Raw genomic sequence first — 26,064 nt, 5'->3', positions numbered from 1 at the left:
CCCGGGTAGATTTTGTCAGCCGATGTCGGCCGTGCGCCGCCGGCGCTTGCGCATCACGCGCACGATCGCGACCGTGGCACCGGCCTTGATCAGCAAAATGGTGCAGAACACGATCGTCAGGATCCGGTTGCTCGAAGCGTGCTGTTGCGCCTGGATCGTGGGCGACGGCAGCCGGTGGCCCTGGCACGCGGCCGCGTCTGCGACCCGGCCGCCGGACTCCACGACCTGGAAGTAGAACTTGCTCTGCTGCGCGTCACCGTCTCTGGCCACCGTCGAATACGACACCGCGTACACCCCCGGCCGCTGCAGCGCGGTCACCGAGAGGCAGAGCGTGCTGCCGTCGACCAGTACCGGCTGCCCCGAAGCCACTGGCTTGTCATCGGGGCCGGATACGCTGACCCGGTGCGGCCCCTGATCGCGTAGCGGGCCGAACGTCAGGGCCACGGCCTGCGCACCGGGGGCGATCTTGTCGCCGGGGCCGGGCGAGGCGCTGACCAGGCCACTGTGCGCCGATGCCGGCGCGGGGACGGTGAGCATCCCCGCGGCCAGCATCAGGATGGTCAGAAGTCGGCGCATGCCAACCTGTTGTCCATCGCGTCCATGGGGTGCACGACCAGCGCGCGGGCACCATCGCCGACCTTGCGGTCGTTGGCGACCGTCACCGTCGCCTTGCCGGCGGCATCGGCGGTGAAGCCCAGGTGCACCTCGTTGGGCGGCGTCGTCGGGCCGGCCGGGTCGAACATGAAGTGCGGACCGCCGTTGTCCTTGGCGCAGGCCTGCGCGTGCAGGTGGGCCATGTACTCCTTGCCCGGCTTGAGTCCGGTCATCGTGATCGTGACCGTCGTGCCCTTGTCGTTCTGGGCCAGCCAAGCTGTTCCGGCCGCGCTGTCGGTGCCGGGCGGCCGGGTGTCGAGCAGCGTGAAGGTCGACTTCTTCGCACCGTCGATCTTGTCTGCGGGGGTCGCCGAGGGGTCACCCATCGACATGCCGGAGGGCACTCCGTGGGCGCTGGCCGGCGTATCGGTCGGAGTGTGGGCCTTTCCGCCACACCCAGCCAGCGCCGCGACGGCAAGCAGGCCAACAATCGACATTCCGACCTTCACCCGGCCTGGACGAGCAGTACGCTCGCGCATCAACCCTCCCAAAAATCGCTCAGCAGCATCGAATCAGGTAGTCGTCGACTCGACCCGGGAGGTTCCCGGAGAGGCGAGCGTCACGTCTCTTGCCTCCCTAACGTGATCCGACCCCTCCTCAATACGCGCTGGAGTCAACCTGGCGCAGGGCGCAACATTAGCGCAGGTCAGAGGACAATCGGCCGCCGTCCCGTCGACAACGCCTGCGGCAGACAAGCGCCTGCGGTTGCATACGCCCGACTTCACTGCGCCAACCAAGGACATCGACACCTTTCGCTGCATCCGTACGCAGCAACCGCCACCGCTCAGCCCTACCGGGCGCACCACGGGGCAGCACGCCAGACCGTGAAGCGTTAAGTTTGTCGATGTCACGCTCGTCAACGCGGAGCCACGGACAAAAAGAAATAGATCGCATTCGAGGGCGGGCGGACAGTCTCGAGCGCACCCTGCTGCAACTACGGCAGTCGCCACCCGAAGCTGCAGCGTAAGCAGGCAAGGGACCTCTATCACGGGAGACGCACGATGAATGGATCTTCGCTAGCGCTCTCGTTCATGCTCCTAGCGGCTGCGCTGCTGCCAGTAGGCCTGATACTCCAGCTTTCCAACTGGGCACATAGCAGATTCCGCAATCACCTGTGGAATCTACGAGATTCGCTGGTCGACGATTTACTCAGCGGGGCAATAGAGCTCAGCCCGGGGGCAATCAAGCTACTAGACCTCATCGAGACCCATATACGAGACGCGAAGAGACACTCTTTTTCCGACGTGATGCTGGCCGTCGTCCTGCTTGGCGAAACGCGACTTCCGTCAATCACCGACGACATGCTCAATGACCGCGTTCCACTGACGGATCGCCAGGCACTCCTCAAGTACTTCAGTGACTTCAGGGCGGCGAACCTCGAGCATCTCCTGAACAGCTCGCCGTCTGGCTGGATCGCTGCAGCATTCCTGTGGCTGGCGAAGCACACATTCCGTCGCCGACCTGATGCCGCACCAGTCAATCCGGAACTGCAAAAACAGGTCATACGGGTAGAACTTCGCGTCATGCCCGAGTTCATGCCAGCGAAGCACCCAAAACACAACGGGCCTATCACCGACAGCGCCGTCGCAGCGTGACGATATCCCATACTCGAATAGGCCTTGATCGCTAAACGCGAGCGCCTTTCGCCGTAGGCCGTGACCAGTCGCCTCAGTGCCACCGGGTCACGGCCGACGCGCATGGTCCCGGCGAAGATTCGGCGATACCGCCGGCAGCGCGGGAACCCGGTCGCGCGGTCCGCACCGGTCGGTCACTGCTCGTGATGGCGCGCAGCGCACTCACCCGACGGGACGGGGGCGTACTTCGCTAGCTGATCATTTCGGTGCGCCACGCGCGGGCGCGGAGAAGGCGCAAGCCGTTGAGGCCGACGATGACGGTGGAGCCCTCGTGGCCGGCCACACCGAGGGGCAGTGGCAGGTGGCCGAACAGGTCCCAGGCGACCAGCACGGTGATGAAGGTCGCGGCGATGACGAGGTTGGCCACGACGAGCCGCCGGGCTCGGCGCGACAGTGCGATGACTGCGGGCAGGGTGGGCAGTTCGGCGCGGACGATGACCGCGTCGGCTGTCTGCAGCGCGAGGTCGGAGGCGTGACGACCCATGGCGACGCCGAGGTCGGCGGCGGCCAGGGCGGGGGCGTCGTTGACGCCGTCGCCGACGAGCAGTACCCGCCGACCGTCGCGTTGCAGGTCCCGTACGCGGGCGACCTTGTCGGCAGGCAGCAGTCCCGCGTGCAGGTCGGAGATGCCGACCTCGTCGGCGAGGCGGCGGGCGGCGCCGGAGTTGTCGCCGGTGAGCAGCACCGGCGGAGTGCCGGTGAGTACGGTCAGCGCGCGGACGGTGGTGGCAGCGCGCGGGCGCGACTGGTCCGCGAGGGCAAGGACACCGGCGGGGACGTTGTCGACGATGACCACGACGGCGGTGCGACCGGCGTTCTCGGCAGTATCGACCGCGGCGGTGACCTGCGCCAGCGCGTCGGTGCCACCCGACGTCGGTGACAGGTCGGCCAGCAGCGCGGGGCTGCCCACCCACACCTGCCGCCCCTCGACGGTGGCGGACACTCCTCGGCCGGGGGTGGACGCGAAGCCCGCTGCCACCGGGACGGCCAGTCCGCGTTGGCGGGCGGCGGCCAGCACCGCCGTGGCCAGCGGATGCTCACTGGGGTACTCGGCGCCGGCAGCCAGCCGCAGCAGCTCATCGCCGCTGAGCCGGTCGGCGGGGTGGATCTCGGCGACGCGCGGGGCGCCCTCGGTCAGGGTGCCGGTCTTGTCGAACGCCACCACCTGGCTGTCGGCAAGCTGTTCCATGACCACGGCGGATTTGACCAGCACACCGTGGCGGCCGGCGTTGGCGATCGCCGCCAGCAGCGGCGGCATCGTGGCCAGCACCACCGCGCACGGCGAGGCGACGATCATGAAGGTCATCGCCCGCAGCAGCGTCGGCTGCAGCGCCGCGCCGAGCGCCAGCGGAATCGCGAACAGCGCGAGAGTGGCTACGACGACGCCGACCGAGTACCGCTGTTCGACCTTCTCGATGAACAACTGGGTACGGGCCTTCGTCGCGGACGCCTCGTCGACCAGGGCGACGATGCGGGCGATCACCGATTCCCCGGCCGGGCGGTGTACGCGTGCGGTGAACGAACCGGTGCCGTTGAGGGTGCCGGCGAACACCTCGTCGCCGGGGTACTTGGACGCCGGCAGCGGCTCGCCGGTGATCGAGGCCTGGTCGACCTCGCTGGCCCCGTCGACGACGACGGCGTCGGCGCCGACGCGCTCGCCCGGCCGTACCCGGACCACGTCCCCGACCTCGAGGACTGCGGCGCCGACGATCTCCTCGCCACCGTCGGGACGGACCCGGATGGCCTTCTCCGGTGCGAGATCGAGCAGGGCGCGTACCGAATCGGCGGTCCGCGCGGTGGCGAACGCCTCCAGCGCGCCGGAGGTGGCGAAGATGACGATCAGCAACGCGCCGTCGAAGACCTGCCCAATGCCGGCGGCCGCGACTGCGGCGACGATCATCAGCAGGTCGACATCGAGGCTCTTGTCCCGCAGCGCCCGTAGCCCAGCCAGCGCGGGTTCCCAGCCGCCGGCCGCGTAGCAGGCCAGGTACAGCCCCCACCACACCGGCCGCGGTGCCCCGGCCAGCTGCGCGGCGCCGCCGAGGGCGAACAGCACGGTGGCGAGCGCCGCCCAGCGCACCTCCGCCAGGGCCCACAGCCTGGCGGGCAGCCTGCGGGCTGCGGATTGCCGGGGCGTCGGCGCGGCAACCGGCGTGGAGATGTCTTCAAGGCTGACCGTCACACCGAGCCACAATACCTGCGTACTCACGCAGGTAGCCAAGCAGCTAGGCAGACGAATAGAGATGTTCACGTTAGGCTGGGCGCGTGCATAGCTCGCTGCCGGACTTCCAGATGCCCAACGACGAGCAGGTCCACCTCGCCGCCGAGGGCTTCCGACTGCTCGCCGACCCGACCCGCATCAAGATCCTGTGGGCGCTGTTGCAGGGCGAGTCGTCGGTGGCGTGCCTGGCCGAGCTGGTCGGCGCCGCCCCCACCGCCGTCAGCCAGCACCTGGCCAAGCTGCGCCTGGCCGGCCTGGTCCGCGGCCGCCGCGAGGGCACTTTCGTGTACTACTCCGCCGCCGACGTCCACGTCCGCGCGCTGCTGAACGAGGCGTTGTTCCACGCCGACCACACCGACCGAGACCTTCCCGACCACGCCAGCGACGACCTGGCCACCCATACCGGCACGCCCACCCCGGTAGCCGGCTGAGCGGTACGCCCGGGAGCACTTCGGATAGGCGTCGCATAGCGTTTCGTGGATCAGCCGCGCTACGCGAAGCCTTCCCGGCGCGCGCCGCAGTACTCGCAGGTCACCGCGGATTCGTCGACTACGCCTGCTGACCTGCTCGATCTGTCGGCCGGCTTGGCTGTACGGATGGCTGTACAGCGACACGGATGGCTGTACAGCGACCGGCAGGGGCGCGTATGCGATCTGGGCGAGTTCTTCCTGGGATTGAGGCACCGGTTATTGGAAAGGTGAGAGCCATGAAGCTCACCGTCATCGGCGGTACCGGACTGATCGGCTCGCAGGTGGTCCAGAAGCTGACCGCGGCCGGACACGAGGCCGTCCCCGCGGCACCGTCCACCGGCGTCGACCTGATCACGGGGAAGGGTCTGGACCAGGCCCTAGAAGGCGCCGAGGTCGTGGTCAACCTGGCGAACTCGCCGACATTCGACGAGGCGTCCCTGGACTTCTTCCGCACCTCCATGAACAACCTGCTGGCCGCCGGAGAGCGCGCCGGTGTCCGGCACCAGGTGATCCTCTCGATTGTCGGTGTGGACCAGGTGCCCCAGCTGGACTACTACCGTGCCAAGGCCTTGCAGGAGGACCTGCTCCGCCAGGGGCCCACGCCGTACTCCATCGTGCGTTCCACCCAGTTCTTCGAGTTCATGGACGCGGTCGTGTTCTGGACCTCCGACGACACCACCGTTCGCCTGCCCTCTACCCGCCTTCAGCCGATCGCCGCTGCGGACGTCGTCGACGCGGTCGTCGACGTCTCCACCGGCACGCCGCTGCGAGGCATCCGCAACATTGCCGGCCCGGATGTCTTCCCCCTCGACGAACTCGGCAGGGTCACCCTGGCGGCACAGCAGGACAACCGGACCGTCATCACCGACGACAAGGCCGGCATGTTCGCGGGCGTCACCGGTGACGTGCTCATCGCAGGCCCGGACGCACACCTGGCACCCACGCACTACCAGGACTGGATCCAGACGGCCCGGTAACCGGGCAGCCGGCGGAATGCCGTGGTTCGTGATCGGCTGGACGGTCTGCTGAGCGCCGGACGCTTACCCGACGCCCATCCGGACACGTAGCCGGCCTCCGCCCCTGATCGACCCGCGCTGGAACGACTCTTCGTTTGCCACACTCTACGATCCGCCGAGACGCCCACGCCGCTCTCGCCCGGCTGACGGCAACGTCCGCTCATCGCCAGAGTCGGACGAGTGCTGCGGCCATCTCATGTTCCGGAGGCCATGTAGGCGGCGATCTGAACCGCCGCACCTCTTGCAGCCAGCGAACGAACAGCTCGATGTCGACTCGCCGCGCAGTCAGTACGTCGACCCCGACCTGGTCACACCAGCGTATAAACACCTGGAGATCGGACTCGACGGTGCGCTGCCAGCGGTCGCCACCGGAACCCCAACCTATCTGCGGCAAGAGCGGATGTTTCATACTGCCCGGCTTACCAACGTCGACGGGCCGCTGTGGCGGTCTACTCGCCTGCGTCTGCGTGGGTGAGTAGGCGGGCGGCCAGGGCGCGCACCTCGGCTCTGAGTTCGGTGGGCCGTTCGATGGTGAAGGGCCAGCCGAGCCCGGCCAACATCTGGGCGGCGCCGTCGAGGTGTTCGGCTCGGGTGGTCAGCCGCACTCCGTTGGGGACCTCTGTGAGTGTGCCGACCGATGGAGGGATCCGCCGCCGTGCCTGGGCGAGGCTGGTGTGCAGCAGGACCGAGACGTCGTGGGCGTAGGGCACCGAGGCCAGGCCGGCAAGGACGTGTCCGGTGGGGTCGAACCCGGCCGGTACCTCGAACGCCCCGTCGGTAGCGCCGATGGCGCCGATGCGGTCGAGTCGGAATGTCCGCACGGATCCGCTGGAGTGGTCGCGACCGGTGACGTACCAGCGGCCGTTGTGGAAGACCAGCCCGTACGGGTCGAGGCCGCGTTCACTGGAGCGGCCATGCCAGGTGGTGTACGTCAGCTGTACCGGGTGTCGGTCGCGGGCCGCCTCGGCGAGCACCAGCAGCACCTCGATGCCGGGTGGGGCTTGTTGCCGGACCGGTCCGGTGACGTCCATGGTGGCCAGTAGGGCGTCGATGCGCCGGGCAAGGGCGGCTGGCAGTACCCGGCGCAGCTTGGCGGTGGCGCTCTCGGTGGCCGTGTGGTCGGCTGTGACCAGTCCCGCGCGGCGCCCGGCGGCAAGGCCGAGGACGATGGCGACCGCCTCCTCGTCGGTGAGCATGAGCGGCGGCAACTTGTATCCGGGCGCGAGCCGGTACCCGCCGTAGCGGCCACGGCGCGCCTCGACCGGGATGCCCAGGTCAAGGAGGTGGGTCGTGTAGCGGCGGACGGTGCGCTCGTCGACGCCGAGCCGGCGGGCCAGGTCGGCGACGCTGAATGCGCCGCCCGACTGGAGGATCTCCAGCAGGGCCAGTACCCGCGCTGTCGGCCTGGCCAAAGCAGTCCTCCTAATCCGGGCGGAAACTGTCCGGTATTGACCGTAGCGTGCCGCGCATGACGACATTCGTACTGGTCCCCGGGTTCTGGCTCGGCGCCTGGGCCTGGCGTTCGACGGCCGCTGAACTACGCCGGCACGGCCACGACGTGTACCCGATCAGCCTGACGGGCCTCGGGGAGCGCGCTCACCTGGCCCGTCCCGACACCGACTTCGACGTCCACGTCACCGACGTGGTCAACCTCCTGCGCTACGAGAACCTTCGCGACGTGGTCCTCGTCGGGCACAGCTACGCCGGTAGCGTCGTCACCGCGGCCGCCGACCGCGTCACCGACCGCGTCGCCCAGCTGGTCTATGTCGACACCGGCCCGCTGCCCGACGGGGTGGCCCAGGTCGAGTTCACCCCGCCGGCCGAGCGCGAGCGCAACGCGGCATTGGTGGCCGACCACGGTGACGGGTGGCGGCTGCCGCCGCCGCCCTGGGCCGACTTGGCCGCCGACGTGCCCGACGTGGATGACTCGATCGTCACGCTGCTGCGCGAGCGGTCGATCGACCAGCCGTGGGCGACCGCCACCGCACCGGTCCGGCTGACCGGGGCGTGGGAGAAGCTGCCCAGACTCGGCGTGCTGTCGAGCTTCACCGCCGCGCAGGTGCAGGGGATGGCCGCGACAATGCCGCTGTACCGCCACATGGCCGGCGACGCGTGGCGCTACGAGGAACTGCCGACCTGGCATTGGCCGATGCTCAGCCGACCGATCGAGCTGGCCGCAATCCTGCACCAGGCGCGGCTGACGGCGTAACCGCCGCTGCCGGGTGACCACACACCAGCTCACCCGGCAGCGGTACGCGGTCGACGACGGAACCGAACAACCCGGCCACTCCCCCCAAAGCAACGTCCTCAATTCGGCTTCTTATCTACTGGTGCTACGACCGCGCCTTATGAGCGGTGAACAGCAGGTACTCCCAATCCATCGCTCCTGCACCGCGGTCGTGTCGGCGGGCAAGTTCAGCTAGCTCATGGTCCAGGGCGTCGACACGTTCGGGATGTTCCGCGATGTTGCGGTACGTGGCGATGGTCGGCCCGTAGCGGCTCTTGAAGAAGTCGCGGAACGCCTCCGCCGTGGGGAACCGATCCACGCGGACGGTCTTCCGCTGTGCGGTGACATCGGTGACCCGGTCGCCGAGGAGGGCACTGACGTAGTCCTCGTTACCCCACAATGGCGGCGGCTGCGCGCCGGCCGGCGGGGGCGCGGCGTACGGCTTCATGACGGCGAACATCTGCCCGATGAACCCCTCAGGAGTCCAGTTGAGTAGCCCGATGACGCCCCCTGGACGGGTTACCCTGACAAGCTCGTCTGCGCTGGTTTGATGGTGCGGCGCGAACATGACTCCGAGGCACGACATGACGACGTCGAACTCGCCGGTGGCGAACGGTAACGCCTCGGCATCGGCTTGGCGCCACTGTAGTTGCGCGCCGTGTTGCGCCCCTACGCGCTGGCCGGCCTCCAGCAGTTCCGGCGTCAGGTCGCTGGCCACCACCTCCCCGCCAGCCAGCGCCGCCGGGATGGCCGCGTTGCCCGACCCGGCCGCGACGTCCAGGACTCGCTGACCCGGCCCGACCCCGCACGCCTCCACCAGCACCCGACCGACTGCAGGGATGACCTCGGCGGCGACCGCTGGATAGTCCCCGAGCGCCCACATCGCGCGGTGCCTGGTCTTGAGCGCCCGGTCTGCCTCGAGCGCGTCCATCGGTGCGGTCATCGCCGTCCTCCCATCGCGTTGTCCGATATCGACCCTAGGAGCGGTGACGGAGCCGGCCTAGTACTGCATCTGTACTCGACCGGCCGCCGCCATCGGCCTACCGTCACCGCATGGGACGCTCGTACCATCAGTTCTGCCCGGTAGCCAAAGCCATGGAGCTACTCGACGAGCGCTGGACGATGCTCGTCATTCGAGAGCTGATCGCCGGCAGCCACCACTTCAACGAGCTGCGCCGCGGCCTGCCGCGGATGTCGCCCTCGCTGTTGTCGAAACGGCTGCATCAACTGGTCAACGCGGGCGTCGTGGAGCGGCGACCGGAGGGCACCGAGGTCCGGTACCTGTTGACTCCGGCTGGGCGAGAGCTCGAGCCGATCGTCATGGCGCTCGGCGCCTGGGGCGTCCGCTGGATCGGCGAGCTCGGCGACCAGGACCTCGACCCGAAGCTGCTGCTGTGGGACATGCACCGCAACATCGAGCACGCCGCCGTGCCGGACCGACGCACCGTGGTCCAGTTCCGGTTCCATGCCGTAGCGCCGCAACTGCGTGACTGGTGGCTGGTGATCACTCCGACCGACGCCGACGTCTGCGACACCGACCCAGGCCACGAGGTGGCCGTGGTAGTGACCACCAGCCTGCGCTGCCTGATCGCGGTATGGCTGGGCGATCTGCCCTGGCTCGATGCCCTGCGCTCCGGAGAACTTGAGATACACGGACCGGAGGCCCTGCGTCGCGCGCTGCCCACCTGGTTCAAGCCCACGATGTACTCCTCGGTACCCCGACCCGATGGCGACGTCGACGCGATCCACATCCGGGCGGCCGACACGGGTGTACCGGCCTGAGCGCCCCGTTGACGCCGGGCCCAGCCCCCATCATGGGAAGGCAGCGATACCCATGCCTGATCAGCGGACAGAGTCGACCAGACCACAGGCCGGCCAGCACCGCGTCGCAGCTATCGCCCCGCAGCCGACTACCGGAGAGTGAAACATCCGCTCATCGACGTTCAGCGCGTGTCTGCGCGCGGGTGCCGACCGGAATCATGGCGGTGCCGGCCAACCACAAGGGCCGCGCGCCCACACATTCGCTATTCGGCAGAGCCGGTAACCGCGTGGGCCCGGCGCGAAGCCCAGATTAGGGACACACACAGTCAGACAGTCTGGTCGGACTGCTTGCGGACGCGGAAGCGGAGGATGGTGGCGTCGCCCGACCGCGTGCTGCTGATTGGTTCCAGGTCTGTCCTCGCAAGGCCCGGGGCCGAGAAGCGGATGCCGTCGCCGAGCAGAACCGGCAGTACATACACCAGGATCTCGTCGACGAGCCCCCGCTGCAGGCACTGGCCGGCCACGTCGGCGCCGAGGATTTCGAGGTTCTTGCCGCCGGCAGCGTCCAGTGCCGTGGCGACCGCTTCGCCGATGTCGCCGGTGAGGATCGTGACGTTCGGGTTCGGCGGCTCCAGCGGCCTGTGGGTGAGGAGAAACATGGATCCGGAGAAGGGGTAGTCGGCGCTGCCCGGCTTCTCGGCCTCCATCCGGTCGCCTACCTCCCACGTCCGCCGGCCGACGAGCATGGCGCCGGTGGCCGCTGCGATCTCCGCGAAGTCGTCCGGTGCCACGAAGTCGGCGAGAGCGCGGCCATCCCCCCAGTTCATGGAATGGCCGGGGCCGGCGATGAAGCCGTCAAGCGACATACACCGGTTCACGACAACCTTGCCGCTCATTCACGACCGCCTTCCCGGGGGCATCACCGCACGTCTGACCTTCCCAGAGCGGACTCCTGCGAGACCTCAGCGCGCGCTGTCACGGTTCAGATCGTTCCACCGATCGGGGCAGTCGGGAAGACCGCGTCAACCCCATCTGGGCGCGTTGCGGCGGCGGCGAGACGCGTTGCGCTTCGCCGGGTCGGCGGTGACCATCCCGTAGCGGCGCAGGCCGTCGGGCAGGCTGATGCGGGGCCGGAAGCCCAGCAGGAAGCAGGCGTTGAACAGGTCGACGGTGGTCCCGGCGTGGTCGGACCGCTGGTGGTCGCCGGACACGGGCACCGGGAGGCCGGTGACGGTACGCACGATGGCGACCAGTTCGTCGAGGTCGACGGTGTGGCTGCCGGCGACGTTGACGGCCGCCTCACGTACCTCGACGGTGGCGGCGGCGAGCGCGGCCCGGACGGCGTCGGAGACGTACAGGGGCTGGCGGTGCCCGGCATCGCCGTACAGATCGATCGGGGTTTTCGTACGGGCAGCGCGCATGATCCGCGGGATCAGCGCCGTGGGGTGTTGACGGGGTCCGTAAACCTCGCCGTACCGCAGCGCGGCCACGGACATGGTGGCGCCGGTCGGGATGCCGCGACACAGGCACAGTTGCTCGGAGATCTGTATCGCCTGGCCGTGGGCGGTGGTCGGGGCCAGCGGGTCGGTCTCGCGGTTGGGCCCGGGCGTGCCGTACACGCTGGCGCAGGAGGCGTACACGAACCGGCGCACCCCAGCGGCTTCGCACGCGTCCAGCAGCCGACTGGTGGCGGTCAGGTGGTCGGTGAGCGCATCCTCAGGCGGGGCGGCGAAGTGGAACACCGTGTCGCAGCCGGCGACCCACTCCCCCGGGTCGTCACGGGTCAGGTCGGCATGGGCGAACGTGAACTGGCGGTACCGTCGGGCGTCGGCGAGGTTGTCGGTGTCGTTGCGGCGGTCGAGAGCGACGACCTGGAAGCCGCGGATGAGCAGCGCGTCGACCAGGTGCGAGCCGATGAACCCGGCCGCACCGGTGACCAGTGCCCGGCGGGTCACGCCTCCTCCCGGTGGCCAACCAGGGCCCGGACCGCGACCACAAGCTCGTTGAGCGACGGCGGATCGGCCCGGGGCAGCCAGTGCGCGAGGTACGACCGCCCGGCCGCGTGGTCCTCCTGCAGCACCGCCGGCAGCAGGCCGGTCGCCTCGACCAGGCCGGCCAGGAACATGTCGGGCCACCCCGTCGGGCCGTACCTGCCGGCGAGCGCCTGCCTGAGCAGCACCGGTCGCCAGTACGCCCGATTGGGGTCCACCGGCCGGTACACGACAGTGGTCTGCCGCAGCCGCCGCCGCTGCTGTTCGCGCTCGACCAGGCCGGCGCGCATGAGCCGGTCGGTCATCGTCGCTGCCGCGCTGTCGGCGAGGAACTTCACCCACACCTGTACGTGGTGAGCCTGCGACTCGGCGACGATCTGCTCCAGGATCAGGTGTGAGGTGGCGTCGACCGGCGGCGTCACGTCGGTGATGTAGACGTTCCGGTCATGGATGACGAGGTGCCCGGAGAGCACCAGTTCGCCGAGGAGCGCGCCGGCGAGACCGAGGCTACGTCTGGTTTCGTTGAGCCGGGGACGGCCAGAGTCAGCATTGTGGACGATGACCCAGAAGTCATCGGCGAGGTGGAGCCGGTCCGACCAGCGGCCGCCATCCGACAGACCGGCTGTCATCGCTGCGCTTCTCCTTGTCTGGCCCGGCGCTACCGCCCGAGACGTCAGCGGTCTTGGCTCTTCGCGTACAGAGGTTTGTGCGGGCATCCCCAATGAAGCTCCGACCCCTACCGGCGTCTTCATTTCCACCTCCCAAATCCGACGGATTACGGCTTGGTACCGGCTGGCGAGCCAGACGCTATCGATCGGCCGGAGGGCGAAATTGCAAACTTGTTGCAACCATGCGGCGTAGCGACGTACGCGGCAGAAGAGCCTTCGTCAGGCACCCATGACGCCGCGACAACGAGCAACAATGGATCCGTGCAGGATGACGAGCGGATCGGCACACGTATCGCTGCCCGGCGAAAGATGCGCGGTCTCACGGGCCGACAGTTGGCCGATCGCGCCCACGTCTCTTACAGCCTGCTGACGAAAGTCGAAACGGGCCGAGTACCAGCCTCTCCTGCCCTGGTTGCCGCAGTGGCACGCGCGCTCGGCGTCAGCACGGCCGCGCTGACCGGTCAGCCCTACAGCGACGAGAGTCGAACCGCAGCAAGGCTGCACGCCGCGATCCCTGACATCCGCCGTGAGATGGCCGCGTACCGACTGCCGCCCGCCGATGTTGAGCAGGTGCAACCACGCACGACGACAGAACTCGCTGCCGCAGTCGCGCAGGTCAGCAAAGATCGCCATGCAGCTCGGTTCGATCGGATGGCGGCGGCGCTACCAAGTTTGCTCGTCGAACTGCGAGCGGCAACCCATCTAAGCAACACCAGCACGGAACGTGGTCGGCTATACGGCCTGCTCGCCGAGGCGTACGCCGCAACAGGCCAACTCGTGTACAAGCTGGGATACCCAGACCTCTCGGCGATGACGACCGACCGCTACGAGTGGTCGGCCGAGAGGTCCGGTAATCGTCTGGCGCAACGAGTCGGCGACTGGTACCGGGCCGGAGAACTGATTGCCACCGGCGATTGGGGCGTCGCAGAGCTGGTGCTCCGGGGAGCCCGCGCCGACCTGGGGCCGGAACTGGGTGACGGCGAGGCAACCCTGGCCGTCTACGGCGCTCTACACCTCAAGTCCGCTCTTGTCTACGCTCGGGCGGGCAACGCGGCCAATGCCTGGAGTCACCACGCCGAAGCCGCCCGAATAGCTACTCAGATCGGTGTTGATCGCGACGACTACCGGCTGGCGTTCGGCCCCACCAACGCCGCCATCTGGGGCGTTGGCCTGGCCGTCGAACTCAACGATGGTCCCGCGGCGGTGACCCGCGCGCACGATGTTCGGATCGGTCCAGGCACTCCTCCCGAACGGACCAGCCACCACTACATAGACCTGGCGCGCGGCTGGCTCTACAACGGTGACCGTGGCGAGAAGGCACTCGCCTGCCTCAACACCGCCCGACGGCTCGCGCCGCAACAGACCCGCAACCATCCGATGGTCCGCGAGACTCTCCTCGCACTGGCCCGCGTTGAGCGTCGATCAACCGGCTCGCTGCGGGAGTTCACGCACTGGGTTGGCTTGGAAGGCCGTGATATCTGATCTCGCACCGGCCTTGACAGCTTCCGCGGGCCGGGGCCGGCCATCCCGCACGTGTTGTCAGCGAATTGTTTACGTAGCGCCCGACTGTTGCCGCGCCGACGGGCGATGCCGTGTAATCCAGTTCTGGCTGGGCTACGTGGGCACCAACGACCACGCCGGCCTACGCGGCCCGCAGGCGCTGACCCGGCTCGACCTGGCAACGGCTGCGATCATGAGCGACAAGCCGGAGCTTGAGCGCGGTTGCGCACTGGCAAAGCAGGCGATGACGGTCGCCGCAGAGCACCGAAGTTCGGCAGGTCCAACTCATTGCATTGAGCCGCGACGAACGGGTGTACCGGTGGAATGTCGCGGGCAGGGTTCGCCTCAGCGGCGAATAGTCACCGAGCGCGCCACGAGGAGGGCGCCGCGCCAGGGGTTGACCTTGCGCTAGATGCCGGGAAGCGCAGTGACGCCTTGCCGACACAAGAGCTTGCTGGCACAGAAAGGCAATCCGCTACGGGTCGCGGAGGCGGCCCACTGGTGTGATGCTTGTCGCCGGAACCGTCCAGATCTGAACTCTCGGCCGATTGGCTGATCGACGTTCATCAGTCAATATGACTGGCTGCCGATGCTCCTGTCAGACCCTGCCAGTACCGTAAAAGGAACGTACGGCACACGCGCAATCACCGATCGTTACCGCTAAACGAAAGGCGATTGAAATGCCCAGCGTCATCGTCAAGAGCCGAGAAGAACTGTGGCGCCAGCGGGAAGAGCTCCTCAACCGCGCACATACGACGTACGAAGAACTGCGCGAGCGCGCAGAGTCCTACCTGCTCACGGCCGACGAACGCAACATCTGGGAGACCCTGAAGACCATCGACTACCTCCTCGGCAATGAATAGCGGAGCGGTCCCAGCGCAGCTCCACGAGCTGGCCGCCGAGTTCGCCGACGATCTCACCACGCGAGTTCAACGGATCATCCCGACCGACGAGCGCTTCACCGCTCTCGCGATCGGACAGGACCACCGGGCCTTCGTCGGGGTGGGCGTCTTCACGGGTGAGGAGTTCATGCCACTCCGCCTCATGATCAAGGACGCCCACCGAAGTCGCCCTCCGGATCCCGCCACACCGAGTGGACGTGGTTCGCGCCGCGCTGAGTGTTGACGTACTCGATCAGCAGTCGCGGTCCTTGGATCCGGTAGTAGTGCGGATCCGATGGTTCGACGCCACCGGCCCAGGCGAAGGCCACGTCGTCGAGGCGCTCGCCGCGGAACCTGGATGCGTACTTCTCAGCGAGGCCGTCGGGAATCCGGTGGAGGTAGACGTCCAGCACGTTCCGAAGCAGGTGGCGTTGACTGTCGCCGAGCTGCGCCGCCGGAATCCCTTTGGGAGCCGCGGACAGCGTGACGGCATCACGGGCTTCCGCGGTCAGGCCGGCTCTCCGCTCCGCCTGATCCTGCATCGACTCCACGATCTGCGCGAGCGGGCCTTCGAAACGGATTCGCCACACGTCCTTCAACGGCAGCGGTTCATCGCCGGGACCGACCGCTGGGCGGTTCGCTCCGGCGATGTCGACGGGCGCCACGGTCGTGAGCAGCGTGTCGGCCATCTGCCGCTCGTCCAGGGTTCGTACAAGGTCGCGAGCGAGGTCCTCCTCAGCCGCGAGGGGGCGCAACGAACCCGCCCCCGGCAGTGGCGAACTCGCCGGGTCGGCCCCGAAGAAACACGGCGTCACGCTGACCACCTGCCCAGCAACCACCGTGTAGTTGAGGGAGACATGGTGGCCGCCAAAGCGCCACGACCAGGCGTGGCCGTCGGCCGGATCCCCGAACAGCCGGAGCCAGTATTTCCCGGGGTCCCGGCCGCGTTCCCGTCCCCAGTGGACGCTCCAGCCCTCGATTTCGTCGAGGATGTTCTCGAGGCCCATGATGGTGGACACCGCGACGTAGCCTGCCCGGGAGAGACCGGTGGCGACGAGGCGGAGGGCGAGTTGCTGCTGCGCCGGGCGAAGGTCCCCCAGAGCGACGCCGCCGTGGTCGGTTGGCGTGTAGAACCAGCGGCGCCGCTCGTCATCGCTGGGAAAGGGCCGCTGCCCGTTCTCGCGCTGCTCTGCCGTGAGGGACGAAAGGAACGCGACGGCGGCGGCTGACATCGCCGCAGCCACCTCCGCCTCAGGATCAACCATTATCATCAGTCAATGTATAGGGCTAGCTGGCCTCGGCGGGCCGTGACAGGAACGAGGTCATGATTGTGTCCCACTGTGCCGGGTCGCGGGGGTCGAAGACCTTGCCGGCGAGGTAGCCGATCGGGGACAGCGCCGAGGACGACGACGCCGCCAGCACCCGGCCGAACAGCACCGTGTGCGTGTAGGCGTCGACGCGACTCTCCACCACCGCCTCGAGATGGGCGCAGCTTCCCTCGATGAGTGGTGCGCCGAACCGGCCCGCCCGCCAGGCCAGCCCGTCGAACTTCTCCGCCCCGCCGCTGCGCGCGAATCGCGCCACCACCTCTGACTGGTCTGCGGCGAGCAGGTTCAGGGCGAAGTGACCCGAGCTGATGAGCGGTCGATACGTGGCTGAGGTCTTCGCGATACACGCGAGGACGACGGGCGGCTCGAGGGACACGCTGGCGAAGGCGTTGAGCGCCATGCCGCGGGGAGTCCCGCCCACCATCGTCGTGATGATGGTGACGCCGGACAGGCACTGCCGGTGGAAGGCACGAACGTCGGCGGCTGACGCGCTGCCGTTCAACACATCGTCCTTGGTGATACTCGTGCACGGCGGCAGACATGCCATTGGCGCCTGCCGGCCGCCCATTTCGCTTGTGTTCATCCGAGATAAGTCCTAAGCATCACGCGGTCACGGATCAGTTCGTCAGCTTTGCCGGCGAAGGTGATGCTGCCGCTGTCCAGTAGGTAAACGAACTCAGCGATACCGGATACTCGTTCGGGCGATTCCTCGACGATCAGCGTGGTCAGGCCGACCGCGTTCAACTTGGCGAGCGCGCTGTACAGGTTGTCGATGGCGACGGGAGCCAGGCCGAGCGACGGCTCGTCAATCATGATCAACTTAACGTCCGCCATGAGACCGCGGGCAATGGCGACCATGCGCCGTTCGCCACCACTGAGATTCCGAGCCAGCTCATTCCGCCGCTCGTGGATGCGGCCGAAGATGCTCCAGACCTTCTCCAGCCGCTCCTTGCGCTCCCGCCACGCCTTCGGCAGATAGGCGCCCAGCAGGAGGTTTTCCAGGACCGTCATGTCGCCGAACAGGAGATCTCCCTGCGGGACGTGGATGAGCCCGCGAGCCACGATTCGGTGCGAGGATTCCTTGGAGATCTCCTCGCCGTCGAAGCTGACCCTCCCGCCCTTCTTCGCGTGAAGCCCCGAGATCGCCCGCAGTGCGGTGGTCTTCCCGTGGCCGTTGGGGCCCAGGATCGCGACGGTCTCACCCTCGTGTACGCGAAAATTGATGCCGGTCAGGACAGGCGTGTCATCGTAGGCCGCCGTGAGGTCGTCGACCTCGAGCAGCGTACGAGAGTTGGCACCGCGCTCCGTGGTACCCATCAGCTACACCTCCGCCGTCGACCCGAAGTACAACTCCTGCAGCTTCTTGTCCTCGCGGGCGTCGTCCGCGGCTCCGTCGAAGAGCAGCTCCCCGCGGTTCAGGATCACGAGTCGTTGCGCGACGCTGGTCAGCACCCGCATCACATGCTCGATGACGACGACCGTCGTGCCCTCCGCCGCGATCCGCTGGACGTGCTCCAGCAGCGTGTCGGACTCTTCCTCGGACAGCCCGCCCACCGGCTCGTCGAGCAGGAGGACGGACGGCTTGTGGGCCATCGCGGAGGCAAGCATGATCATCTTCCGTTCGAAGAGGGAAGCCGTACCGCCCCTGATCCCCAGCCTGTTCCCGAGTCCGTAGCGCTCGGCAGCGGTGTCCGCCGCCACGTAGCTTCCGGCTCCGAAGCGGAACATCCCCCGCAGCCCGCGGTCCTTGGCGAAGTGCGCCCCCACCAGGACGTTGGCGTAGAAGCTCTGTTCGGTGATCACGTCGGCGAGCTGGAACGTCCGGGCCACGCCGCGCTGGAAGATCTTGTGAGGCGGTAGGCCACTGATGCGCTCACCAGCGAACAGCACTTCGCCAGCTACCGGCTTGACATGGCCGGAAATCACGTTGAAGAGCGTCGTCTTTCCGGCGCCGTTCGGGCCGGCAATTCCCAGTATCTCGCCCTCGCGGATCGACAGGCTGAGGTTTGAGATTGCCGTGACGCCACCGAACCTCACGGTCACTCCACGGCAATCGATCAGTGCGTCACCGTTGGGCATCAGCGGGCTCCCTCCATAGGCGCTTCCGGATGCCGCGCGCCGTAACCCCTTCCGCAGCACCGATGAGACCGCCGCGCAGGAACAGGATGGCGACGACCATGATGACTCCGGCGACGGCGTTCTCGTAGCCGGCCCAGATGCCCTGCACGTAGTAGACGACGACCGTGATGGCGATGGTGCCGACGATCGGCCCCCACACGGTTCCCCAGCCTCCGACAATGATCATGGCGAGCAGCGTCATGACGATTCCGAAGTTGAAGATGTCCGGAGAGACGACGCCGTTGTAGTGGCCATAGAGGGCACCGCCGAACCCGGCCACCGAGCCGCTGAAGACGAAGGCCACGAGCCGGTACCGGGTGACGCGCACGCCCCGGGCACGGGCGACGTTCTCGGCGTCCCGTGCGGCGACGAGCGCGAGCCCGACGGGCGAGCGAACGAGGAGAATTCCCGCGATCGCGACCAGTAGGACAGCCGCCAGGCCGATCCAGTACCCGAACGCGGACTGGAGCAGCAGGTTGTACGTGGCGATGTAGGGGCGCACCGGCCCCAGTCCGTTCGGTCCACCCGTGAAGCCGCCGGTGTCACCGCTGATCATCGTCATCAGCAGTTCGTGGAAGGCCAGTGTCACGAGCGCGACGTAGACCCCGCGAAGGCGGAGCACCGCCACCCCGACCAGGAGGGCCGCGAGCCCTCCCGCGACGAGTGCGGCGACCGTGTCGAGCCACGGCGGCACCTTCAGGTGCACACTCAGGATCGCGCTCGTGTATGCGCCGACCCCGAAGAACGCCAGCTGCCCAAAGGAGAGAATGCCGGCGTACCCGAGCGTCACGTTCCACGCGATGTTCACCACGATCCAGATCCACATGACCGCGAGAAACCCGAGCAGGCTGGCGCTCTGGAAGGCGAACGGCAGCACCGCCGCCAACGCCACCCCGACGAGGACTCCGGCGATGTCCAGCTTGGTACGGACCAGGCCGACCGGGCGCCGCCGAGTGGTGGTGGCGGCGTCTACGCGTAGAGCAGTGGCAATACTCATCGTGGGCCTCGCATGATCCGCTCCACCTGTGTGCTCGTTCGTCCGGCCCGCACTACAACCGCTCCTGTGCCACGCGACCGGCGATTCCCGTGGGCCGCACGATCAGGACGCCGATGATGACGGCGAAGAGCAGCGGAAGCGACCACCGGGTACCGAGGTACAGCGACGAGATCGCCTGAATGAGACCGACCAGGAACGCGGCGTACAGCGTCCCCGACATGCTGCCCAGGCCGCCCAGGATGGTGACGATGAGAGCCAGCAGCAGGTAGTTCTGACCGATGTAGGGCGTGACGAAGTAGTAGCTGCTCAATAGCACTCCGCCGACCCCCGCCAGGCCCGAACTGATGCCGAAGATGAGCATCGACGTCCGGTGCCGGTTGATGCCTACCAGTTGTGCGCCGTCGGCCTGCTGGGCGAGTGCGCGGCTCGCGAGCCCGAACCGTGTCCACTTCATGACCACGCCCAGGAGCGTCAGCAGCATGATCGTGGCAATGATCATCATGATGGAGTTCCAGGGGAACGCCACGCCGACGACGGTGAACTGGCCGTGCACCAGCGTCTGGACCGACTGCGGCTGCGGGCCGAAGGCGACAAGCGCCGCGTACTCGCCGAGGGTCGCCAGCCCGAACGTGAGCAGCAGCACCGCGTTCTCGTGATCCGGGCGCGCGGACACACGCCGGACCGGGCCGACGTAGAGCAGGCTCCCGAGTACTCCGATAATCACAAACGCCAGCAGCACGCCGATCACCGGCGACAAACCGCTCCGGCCCGCCAGGACGGCCGCATACGCGCCCAGCATGTACAGGGTGCCCTGGGTGAGGTTCAGCACCCGAAGGCCGCCCCAGACAAGGGCCAACCCCATCGACATCAGCGCGTACAGCGAGCCGAGCACCAGCCCGCTGAACAGCGCCGCCACCAGTTCTTTCGTCATCCTGCGCGTCCGATCTCTCTGCGGGTTCCGGCACCGCTACGCCTTCATCCAGGCGGGCAGTTGGAACTTGGCCACGGAGAACGGAGAGGGGTCGACCAGTACGCTCTTGCCGTTCTGGATCTGGTAGTAGCCGAGCGGCATGCCCTTCGCCGAGTCCTTGGTGTAGCCCGGGTAGGGCCGCGCCGTCTGGTCGGGATCGAACCCGAAGTACCGCGACCCGCACACCCCACGGAAGGTCATCGACTTCGTGGCGGCCGCGATCTTCTTCCGGTCGTCGGGGCCACCGGCGGACTCGACGGACTTGGCGTAGATGTTCACCGCGTCGTACGTCGTGGCGGCCGTACCGGAGACGGTCTCGTTGTACTTCTTCTGGAACTTCTGCGCGAACGCGTTGCCGATGTCGTCCTGCAGCAGCGGGATCGTGGTCGCCCACGTGACGCCATCCCCCGCCGTCCCCGCGAGCTGCCGGAACTGCGGGTTCGACGGCCCGTACTGCAGGTGCACAAGGGACTGAATGGGCTGCTGCGCGAACTGCTTCATGAAGTTCGCCTCGTCGGGCGCCAGGTAGTCGGTGACCCAGATCGCGTCGGGGTTGGCCGCACGCAGCTTCGCGAGAACCGGGCCCCACTCCGTCGTGGGGATGGTGACCTGCTCGACGAGGGCGAGCTTCCAACCGGACTTCTCGATCACTTCCTGCAGCGCCGCGCTGATGCCCGTCGTGTACTGGTCGTTGCCCTTGATGACGGCGAGCGTGTGGTCCCGGGGCTTCCACACCCCGGTCTCCTCGATACGCGTGAGGAAGCCCGGGAGATCCCTGCCGTACCAGACCTCGGTCGGGCAGTGCTGGAAGATTCCCCAGTAACGATTGGGGTCGCTCCGAACCTGCTTCGCGTCCGTCTCGTGGGTGTTCGTGTGGTAGTACAGAACCCCGGCGTTGGCGACGACGTCGATCTCCGGTCCCGACGTCCGCTGGTAACCACCGACGATCACGTCGACGTTCTTCTCGGTAACCAGGCGCTTGAAGTTGTTGACCATCGTGTCCGGCGCGAAGTCCTTCGCGTCCAGGATCTCGGACCTGACCTTGCGGCCCGCGATGCCTCCGGCCGCGTTGAGCTCCTCGATCGCCATCTCGATACCGCGGCTCAGGCCGAGCCCGTCGGCCGACGCCGTGCCCGTCATGGGAAGGGAAGCGCCGATGACGATCTCGCGCCCTGCCTTACCTGTCGCCGCTCCCTGGTTGCTACCGAACCCGCAGCTCGCCAGGGCGGTACCGACGCCGCCGGCGAAAATGCCCTTCATGAACGTGGCGCGGGTCAGCCCCTGCCGCGCCGGCTGCGTCATGTCGCTCGCCGGCTGGCTCATTCTCTCTGACGTCATCTTCTGCCCTTCCGGTGATTGCCGGACGCTGTCGGATCTCATCCGCGCAGTCACGGCCACGCCATACGTACGGTGATTGACTGCGCGACAGCGGACGCGAGCAGTCAGGCGCCAGCGACGACGCTGGCGCCGGCTGCAACAGCGGCTATGCAGTGCAGCGGATACGTGCCTCGGGAACGCTGGGACTAGGTGTAGTACGACACCCGCGGGTAGCGGTGGTTGACCGCGTGGTCGCCGATGAGCTTCGCCTTGTAGTCCACCGGGTCGTGCAACGAGAGCGTGCGCAGGTTCCGCCAGTGCCGGTCGAGACCGTACTTGGCAACGGTGCCGGAGGCTCCCGAGACCTGGAACAAGCGCTCGCAGATCTCCAGACCGACCTCTGTGGACATCAGCTTCACCTTTGACACGGCGACGATGGCCTCGCCGCGTCCGGTGTCCGACGGTGACGCCCCGGCGTCGTCCATGATCTGGTAGGCCCGGTCCTGCAGCGCCTCGGTCGCGTCCAGCTGGGCCTGCATGCGTCCGATGTGCCGCAGCACGTACGGGTCGTCGCTGGCCCGGTTCACGTCGCTCTGGAACCACGGCCTGGCCCGCGACCGCACGTACTCGATCGTGTCGTGCAGCGCGTTCTTGGCGATGCCGACGTGAATGGAGGACAGGAGGCTCTGCGCGAAAACCGTGATCATGCTTGACTGGGACTCGAAAAGGCCCATGAAGGTGTCGGGATCGGGTACGCGGCTGGCCGGCACCCGGGCGTTGACGAACTCGGCACTGCCGCTGGAGGTGCCGCGCTGGCCCATTCCGGACCAGTCGTCGATGATGCTCACCCCCGGTGTGTCCACGGGTACGAACGCGAGACGGTGCTCCTGCGTGGCGGGGTCCGAGCCGGTCACGACGAGCAGATCGGCCGCGAGGCTACCCGTGCAGTAGAACTTCCTGCCGTTCAGCAGCCAACCGGTTCCGTCCTTGCTCATCGTCAGGCTGGACTCGACCGCCGTTCTCGTTCCCAGCTCTGAGGCGGCGTTACCGAGCCACAGTTCACCCCGGGCGATCTTCTGGTTGAGTTCTGACCGCAGCTGCTCGGGCGCGGCCTGGTTCATCACCTCGGTCCAGTACAGGTGGACGAGAAAGATCTGGCCGATGCTGGGGTCGACTTCAGCGATCCGGCGCAGCACCCGGCAACGCTCCCCGTACGTCGCGCCGGATCCGCCGTCGGCCTCGGGAACACCGAGCGCGTGAATCCCGCTGGTCTTGAGCTCGGCGATCTCCGCGTGTGGGAAGGCCCGGGTCCGGTCACGCTCGACGGCCCCGAGGCGCCACCGATCGGCGAGTTCGCCGGCGATCGCGAGCGCTGCGTCGATTCCCTTGACGGGTCGGGTGACTGTGCTTGTGTTCTCATCCATGTAGTGCAGCTCCGCTTCTTCGATGCAGGCTGCCCACGCCGCCGCCGGTCCTGGCTGGCGATGTCTCTGGCCCGATGGTTGGCCTGGCTGCGTAGGCGTTTCTCTACACAGCAACTCTCGTGTGGATGCGCATCGGTGTCCAATATCAATAGCCGAGCCGGCGATACGTGATGAGTGTGGATACGACACCGCGCGCCGGGCATGAATGAGCAGCTGGGGCACCGACCGGTTGAACGGTGCCCCAGCTGGCGAGAATGAAGCGGATCAGAAGGCGTCGTCGGCCGTCTGGCGTAAGAGGTCGGCTACGGCTCGTACTGACTCGGTGATACTTCGCAGCTTGCGCGGCGCGTTGGACGCCCACGCGATTACCGTCTCGGGCATCTCGATGGGCGGACTGATGGGACGACGGCTCACCAAGCTTCCAGCGTCGCTCGCGTCTTTGAAAGAGAAGGGACGGAAAGCGACTCCCAGTCCGCTTGCCACGGCGAGCATGACGTCGCGGGCGGTGAAACATCCAGCATCCCGGACGCTGCGGAACCGATACCCGGCTTCCTCGATGGATGCGAGGAGGAGGTCATGCAGCGCCGGATCATTTGCCCGGGAGAAGATGGCGAGATCCTCTTCCTCCAGGTCATCCGGGCCCAGGCTGTCGTGCGCCGCCAAGCGATGATTTTTCGGCAGGAAAGCGGCAAGCTGCTCGCCGAAGAACAGCGGTACGAGCTCGATGCCGTCATGGTCTTCCGCATGGTGGAAGATGCCGTACTCGAGCGTTCCCTCTTGCAGGCGGCTCACCTGTTCGCGCGCCAGGAGCTGCGTGACCTGTGTCTGCACGCCCGGGTTCGCCACCCGCATGAGTTCGATGAATTTGAGTAGGCGCTCAATGGGAACGTCCGGCACGCATCCGATCCGCAGTTGTGAGGTAGTACCTCCGGCCTGCTTGGTGTCGGCTACCGCGGCTTCGAAACTCGCCAGCAACGGACGCACGTGTTCGGCGAACACGCGTCCAGCCTCCGTCGGTGCGACCGTCCGGCTCGTCCGGTGGAACAGCCGTACCCCGAGCGCCTCCTCCAACTTCCGGATCGACTGGGAGAGCGGTGGTTGTGCCATCTGGAGGCGGGTGGCAGCCCGGCCGAAGTGCAGTTCCTCATACAAGGCCAAAAAGTAACGGAGGTGACGAAGCTCCACCCCGGGCGCACATTGAGCAGTCGCTATTTTCCCGACCGTAACGCCTTGCTCGAAAACGGATTGCGGTGCAACACCCTGCTCAGACAAGACCACAGTCAAACCCCCCACAGGCGTCCAGTCATCTTGCAACGGCCCTCTATGGGTATGCTTGTATACCAGCGGTTTGAGTGCCAGGCCAGAGCGCTGAAGACAGTGATCGCCGGACATACGGTCAGAGGTCGAATCGACACGGGTACCGGCGCGGTCCTGCCTGCTGGCACGCGCCGGCATCGGGAGCGGGCGTCGGGGCAGGGGGCACCGACCAGCGCACCCGGCGCCGGTACCCGGTGATAATTCGGTTAGCGCTGTGAGCTTCCCTGGTACTCGAGAATGTACAGGCCTCCCCCACAGAAGTCCGTTGTGTAGGCCAGCCCGTTGGCATCGACGTAGACGTCGCAGGTGTGGGTGACCCGTGGCCGCCCCTGCCGGTAGTCCGTCCAGTTCTTCGGAGCCGGCGGAACGAAGTGCGCAACCTCGCGGGGCGCAAAGGGGTCAGTGAGGTCGAACGCGCGCACGCCGGCGTTCTGGTAGGTGGCGAAGATGAGGTCGGAACTCTGGAAGGAACCGATCCGGTTTTCGTGCAGATTGTGCGGACCGAAGTGGCCGCCCTTTGCGCGGTAGTCCGCGTCCGAGGGTGTCGGGAACGTCGAAATCGTCACCGGATTGGTGGGCTCACGGACGTCCACGACCCAGATGTACTTGACGCCGTCGGCACACTCGTCGGCCACCGCCTCGTCGGCCACGACCACCAGTCCCCGGTCGGGCAGCGGCAGGCAGGAGTGGGTGCCACCGCCGAACGGCGGGCTCCAGTTCAGGTGCGACAGCATCTCCGGCTTGGTCGGGTCCTTGACGTCGAGCAGGACCAGTCCTCCGTCGCGCCAGGCGCTGTACACGATGCCGTTGGCTTCCAGTCCGTGGTGCAGCGCCCACCGGTTGGTCCACTGCGGCTCCTCGCCACCGGCGGTCCACATTCCGGGTATCCACCAGCGGCCGACCTCACGTGGCTTGGTCGGATCACTCAGGTCGATCGTCGCGAAGATGTGATCGGTGTACCCCCACGGCAGGATCGATGCGTAGGCGTACTGGCCGCCGTCCCACCAGATCCGGTGCACGCCCTTGCCGTCCACCGGCATGAACCCGATTTCTCGCGGCTCAGCCGGGTTCGCGATGTCGAACACACGGATACCGGCGGCGAAGTTCTGGTCTCCCGTTTCGTTGACCGAACCGCCGTAGTAGTCGGTCTCGCTCTGGTACTGCGAGAAGAAGTCGAACTCGTTGATGACCAGCATGATGTCGCCGTGGGTCTGGAGGTGGATCGACCACGTGTTCGGCGGTGCGGCGACGAAGTTCACGGTCTCCGGCTTGCGCGGGTCCCGGACGTCGATCACCGAGAATCCACCGCTGAACATATGCCCGACGAAGGCATGGCCCTTGTTGATCATTACCTGGCAACCGTCACCCCTCCCGCCCTGGTCGGAGTGACCGAGGAGGGCGAAGCCCTTGGCGCTGTCGGGCTTTATGTCGTCAGAGTTGCTCATACGCGGTCTCCATTCCGTGCGAGTGTGCGCGTAGCCGCTTCTTCGTCTGGACGGGCGGTGGAAGACGGCGCGCGCGGGCAACGGCCGACCAGAGGGCGCAAGCGCCTGCTAACTCCGACGTTCTG

Annotated in this window: 25 protein-coding genes; 7 read left to right on the top strand and 18 right to left on the bottom strand. The window is 67.2% G+C overall.

Annotation, left to right across the window (positions count from 1 at the left end; translation table 11 throughout):
• Window positions 1–15: 15 nt before the first annotated feature.
• Together HC028_RS14750 and HC028_RS14745 are read right to left on the bottom strand one after the other, a co-directional pair.
• Window positions 16–576, bottom strand: a complete 561-nt coding sequence (locus tag HC028_RS14750) for a copper resistance CopC family protein (RefSeq protein WP_168077637.1) — start codon at window positions 574–576, stop codon at window positions 16–18.
• Complete coding sequence (locus HC028_RS14745; RefSeq protein WP_203981283.1) at window positions 561–1,091, bottom strand: superoxide dismutase family protein; 531 nt, start codon at window positions 1,089–1,091, stop codon at window positions 561–563. The genes HC028_RS14750 and HC028_RS14745 overlap by 16 nt, the downstream gene beginning before the upstream one ends.
• Before the next feature lie 564 nt (window positions 1,092–1,655).
• Between HC028_RS14745 and HC028_RS14740 the strand changes: the two genes are divergently transcribed.
• A complete protein-coding gene (locus HC028_RS14740) occupies window positions 1,656–2,249 on the top strand; it encodes a hypothetical protein (RefSeq protein ID WP_168077632.1) in 594 nt (197 codons plus the stop codon).
• A 229-nt stretch (window positions 2,250–2,478) separates the two neighbouring features.
• Here the strand turns inward: HC028_RS14740 and HC028_RS14735 are convergent, their stop codons facing one another.
• A complete protein-coding gene (locus HC028_RS14735) occupies window positions 2,479–4,497 on the bottom strand; it encodes a heavy metal translocating P-type ATPase (protein WP_373313893.1) in 2,019 nt (672 codons plus the stop codon).
• Window positions 4,498–4,553: 56 nt separating this feature from the next.
• Here HC028_RS14735 and HC028_RS14730 point away from each other — a divergent pair, with 56 nt between their 5' ends.
• Window positions 4,554–4,940 (top strand): ArsR/SmtB family transcription factor, encoded by a 387-nt coding sequence (locus HC028_RS14730; protein ID WP_168077630.1) that lies wholly within the window; start codon window positions 4,554–4,556, stop codon window positions 4,938–4,940.
• Between the two features lie 275 nt (window positions 4,941–5,215).
• Window positions 5,216–5,956, top strand: coding sequence for an SDR family oxidoreductase (locus tag HC028_RS14725; protein ID WP_168077628.1), 741 nt, complete (start codon window positions 5,216–5,218; stop codon window positions 5,954–5,956).
• Between the two features lie 488 nt (window positions 5,957–6,444).
• Here HC028_RS14725 and HC028_RS14720 read toward each other — a convergent pair whose 3' ends face one another.
• A complete protein-coding gene (locus HC028_RS14720) occupies window positions 6,445–7,407 on the bottom strand; it encodes a helix-turn-helix transcriptional regulator (RefSeq protein WP_168077626.1) in 963 nt (320 codons plus the stop codon).
• A 56-nt stretch (window positions 7,408–7,463) separates the two neighbouring features.
• Between HC028_RS14720 and HC028_RS14715 the strand changes: the two genes are divergently transcribed.
• Window positions 7,464–8,204 carry an alpha/beta fold hydrolase gene (locus HC028_RS14715; protein ID WP_168077624.1) on the top strand — a complete coding sequence of 247 codons (741 nt, stop codon included), beginning with the start codon at window positions 7,464–7,466 and terminating at the stop codon, window positions 8,202–8,204.
• Between the two features lie 124 nt (window positions 8,205–8,328).
• Here the strand turns inward: HC028_RS14715 and HC028_RS14710 are convergent, their stop codons facing one another.
• A complete protein-coding gene (locus tag HC028_RS14710; RefSeq protein ID WP_168077622.1) occupies window positions 8,329–9,165 on the bottom strand; it encodes a class I SAM-dependent methyltransferase in 837 nt (278 codons plus the stop codon).
• 110 nt (window positions 9,166–9,275) lie between these two features.
• On the opposite strand from HC028_RS14710, the gene HC028_RS14705 reads away from it, so the two are divergent.
• The gene (locus HC028_RS14705) at window positions 9,276–10,004 is read left to right on the top strand and encodes a winged helix-turn-helix transcriptional regulator (protein ID WP_168077620.1); all 729 of its coding nucleotides are present in this window, start codon (window positions 9,276–9,278) and stop codon (window positions 10,002–10,004) included.
• A 305-nt stretch (window positions 10,005–10,309) separates the two neighbouring features.
• On the opposite strand, the gene HC028_RS14700 is transcribed toward HC028_RS14705, so the two are convergent.
• From HC028_RS14700 to HC028_RS14690, 3 genes are all read right to left on the bottom strand, one after another.
• Window positions 10,310–10,879, bottom strand: coding sequence for a dihydrofolate reductase family protein (locus HC028_RS14700; protein WP_168077618.1), 570 nt, complete (start codon window positions 10,877–10,879; stop codon window positions 10,310–10,312).
• Window positions 10,880–11,005: 126 nt separating this feature from the next.
• Window positions 11,006–11,938: an NAD-dependent epimerase/dehydratase family protein gene (locus tag HC028_RS14695; RefSeq protein ID WP_168077616.1), complete on the bottom strand. Its 933-nt coding sequence runs from the start codon at window positions 11,936–11,938 to the stop codon at window positions 11,006–11,008.
• Complete coding sequence (locus HC028_RS14690) at window positions 11,935–12,603, bottom strand: GOLPH3/VPS74 family protein (protein ID WP_168077614.1); 669 nt, start codon at window positions 12,601–12,603, stop codon at window positions 11,935–11,937. Before HC028_RS14690 ends, HC028_RS14695 begins: the two co-directional genes overlap by 4 nt.
• A gap of 300 nt (window positions 12,604–12,903) precedes the next feature.
• Between HC028_RS14690 and HC028_RS14685 the strand changes: the two genes are divergently transcribed.
• Together HC028_RS14685 and HC028_RS14680 are read left to right on the top strand one after the other, a co-directional pair.
• Window positions 12,904–14,124, top strand: coding sequence for a helix-turn-helix domain-containing protein (locus tag HC028_RS14685; protein WP_203981282.1), 1,221 nt, complete (start codon window positions 12,904–12,906; stop codon window positions 14,122–14,124).
• A 698-nt stretch (window positions 14,125–14,822) separates the two neighbouring features.
• On the top strand, window positions 14,823–15,005 hold the full coding sequence (locus tag HC028_RS14680) for a hypothetical protein (RefSeq protein ID WP_168077612.1): 183 nt from the start codon (window positions 14,823–14,825) through the stop codon (window positions 15,003–15,005).
• A gap of 185 nt (window positions 15,006–15,190) precedes the next feature.
• Here the strand turns inward: HC028_RS14680 and HC028_RS14675 are convergent, their stop codons facing one another.
• From HC028_RS14675 to HC028_RS14630, 10 genes are all read right to left on the bottom strand, one after another.
• Entirely contained in the window at window positions 15,191–16,288 is a 1,098-nt protein-coding gene (locus tag HC028_RS14675; protein WP_168077610.1) for a DUF3500 domain-containing protein, read from the bottom strand.
• Window positions 16,289–16,310: 22 nt separating this feature from the next.
• On the bottom strand, window positions 16,311–16,934 hold the full coding sequence (locus HC028_RS14670) for a flavin reductase family protein (protein ID WP_168077608.1): 624 nt from the start codon (window positions 16,932–16,934) through the stop codon (window positions 16,311–16,313).
• Window positions 16,931–17,668 carry an ABC transporter ATP-binding protein gene (locus HC028_RS14665; RefSeq protein ID WP_168077606.1) on the bottom strand — a complete coding sequence of 246 codons (738 nt, stop codon included), beginning with the start codon at window positions 17,666–17,668 and terminating at the stop codon, window positions 16,931–16,933. The genes HC028_RS14670 and HC028_RS14665 overlap by 4 nt, the downstream gene beginning before the upstream one ends.
• 3 nt (window positions 17,669–17,671) lie before the next feature.
• Window positions 17,672–18,388 (bottom strand): ABC transporter ATP-binding protein, encoded by a 717-nt coding sequence (locus HC028_RS14660; protein WP_168077604.1) that lies wholly within the window; start codon window positions 18,386–18,388, stop codon window positions 17,672–17,674.
• Between the two features lie 28 nt (window positions 18,389–18,416).
• Complete coding sequence (locus tag HC028_RS14655; protein ID WP_168077592.1) at window positions 18,417–19,466, bottom strand: branched-chain amino acid ABC transporter permease; 1,050 nt, start codon at window positions 19,464–19,466, stop codon at window positions 18,417–18,419.
• A gap of 52 nt (window positions 19,467–19,518) precedes the next feature.
• Complete coding sequence (locus tag HC028_RS14650) at window positions 19,519–20,397, bottom strand: branched-chain amino acid ABC transporter permease (protein WP_168077590.1); 879 nt, start codon at window positions 20,395–20,397, stop codon at window positions 19,519–19,521.
• A 36-nt stretch (window positions 20,398–20,433) separates the two neighbouring features.
• Window positions 20,434–21,774: an ABC transporter substrate-binding protein gene (locus tag HC028_RS14645; protein WP_168077588.1), complete on the bottom strand. Its 1,341-nt coding sequence runs from the start codon at window positions 21,772–21,774 to the stop codon at window positions 20,434–20,436.
• A gap of 185 nt (window positions 21,775–21,959) precedes the next feature.
• A complete protein-coding gene (locus HC028_RS14640) occupies window positions 21,960–23,177 on the bottom strand; it encodes an acyl-CoA dehydrogenase family protein (RefSeq protein ID WP_168077586.1) in 1,218 nt (405 codons plus the stop codon).
• Window positions 23,178–23,441: 264 nt separating this feature from the next.
• Complete coding sequence (locus HC028_RS14635; RefSeq protein ID WP_203981281.1) at window positions 23,442–24,569, bottom strand: LysR family transcriptional regulator; 1,128 nt, start codon at window positions 24,567–24,569, stop codon at window positions 23,442–23,444.
• 131 nt (window positions 24,570–24,700) lie between these two features.
• A complete protein-coding gene (locus HC028_RS14630; protein WP_168077582.1) occupies window positions 24,701–25,939 on the bottom strand; it encodes an LVIVD repeat-containing protein in 1,239 nt (412 codons plus the stop codon).
• Window positions 25,940–26,064: the final 125 nt, after the last annotated feature.

The sequence above is a fragment of the Planosporangium flavigriseum genome, assembly GCF_011947225.1.
Lineage (GTDB): Bacteria > Actinomycetota > Actinomycetes > Mycobacteriales > Micromonosporaceae > Planosporangium > Planosporangium flavigriseum.
The sequence above is the reverse complement of the archived record's forward strand: the minus strand, read 5'-3'. Positions and strand labels throughout refer to the sequence as shown.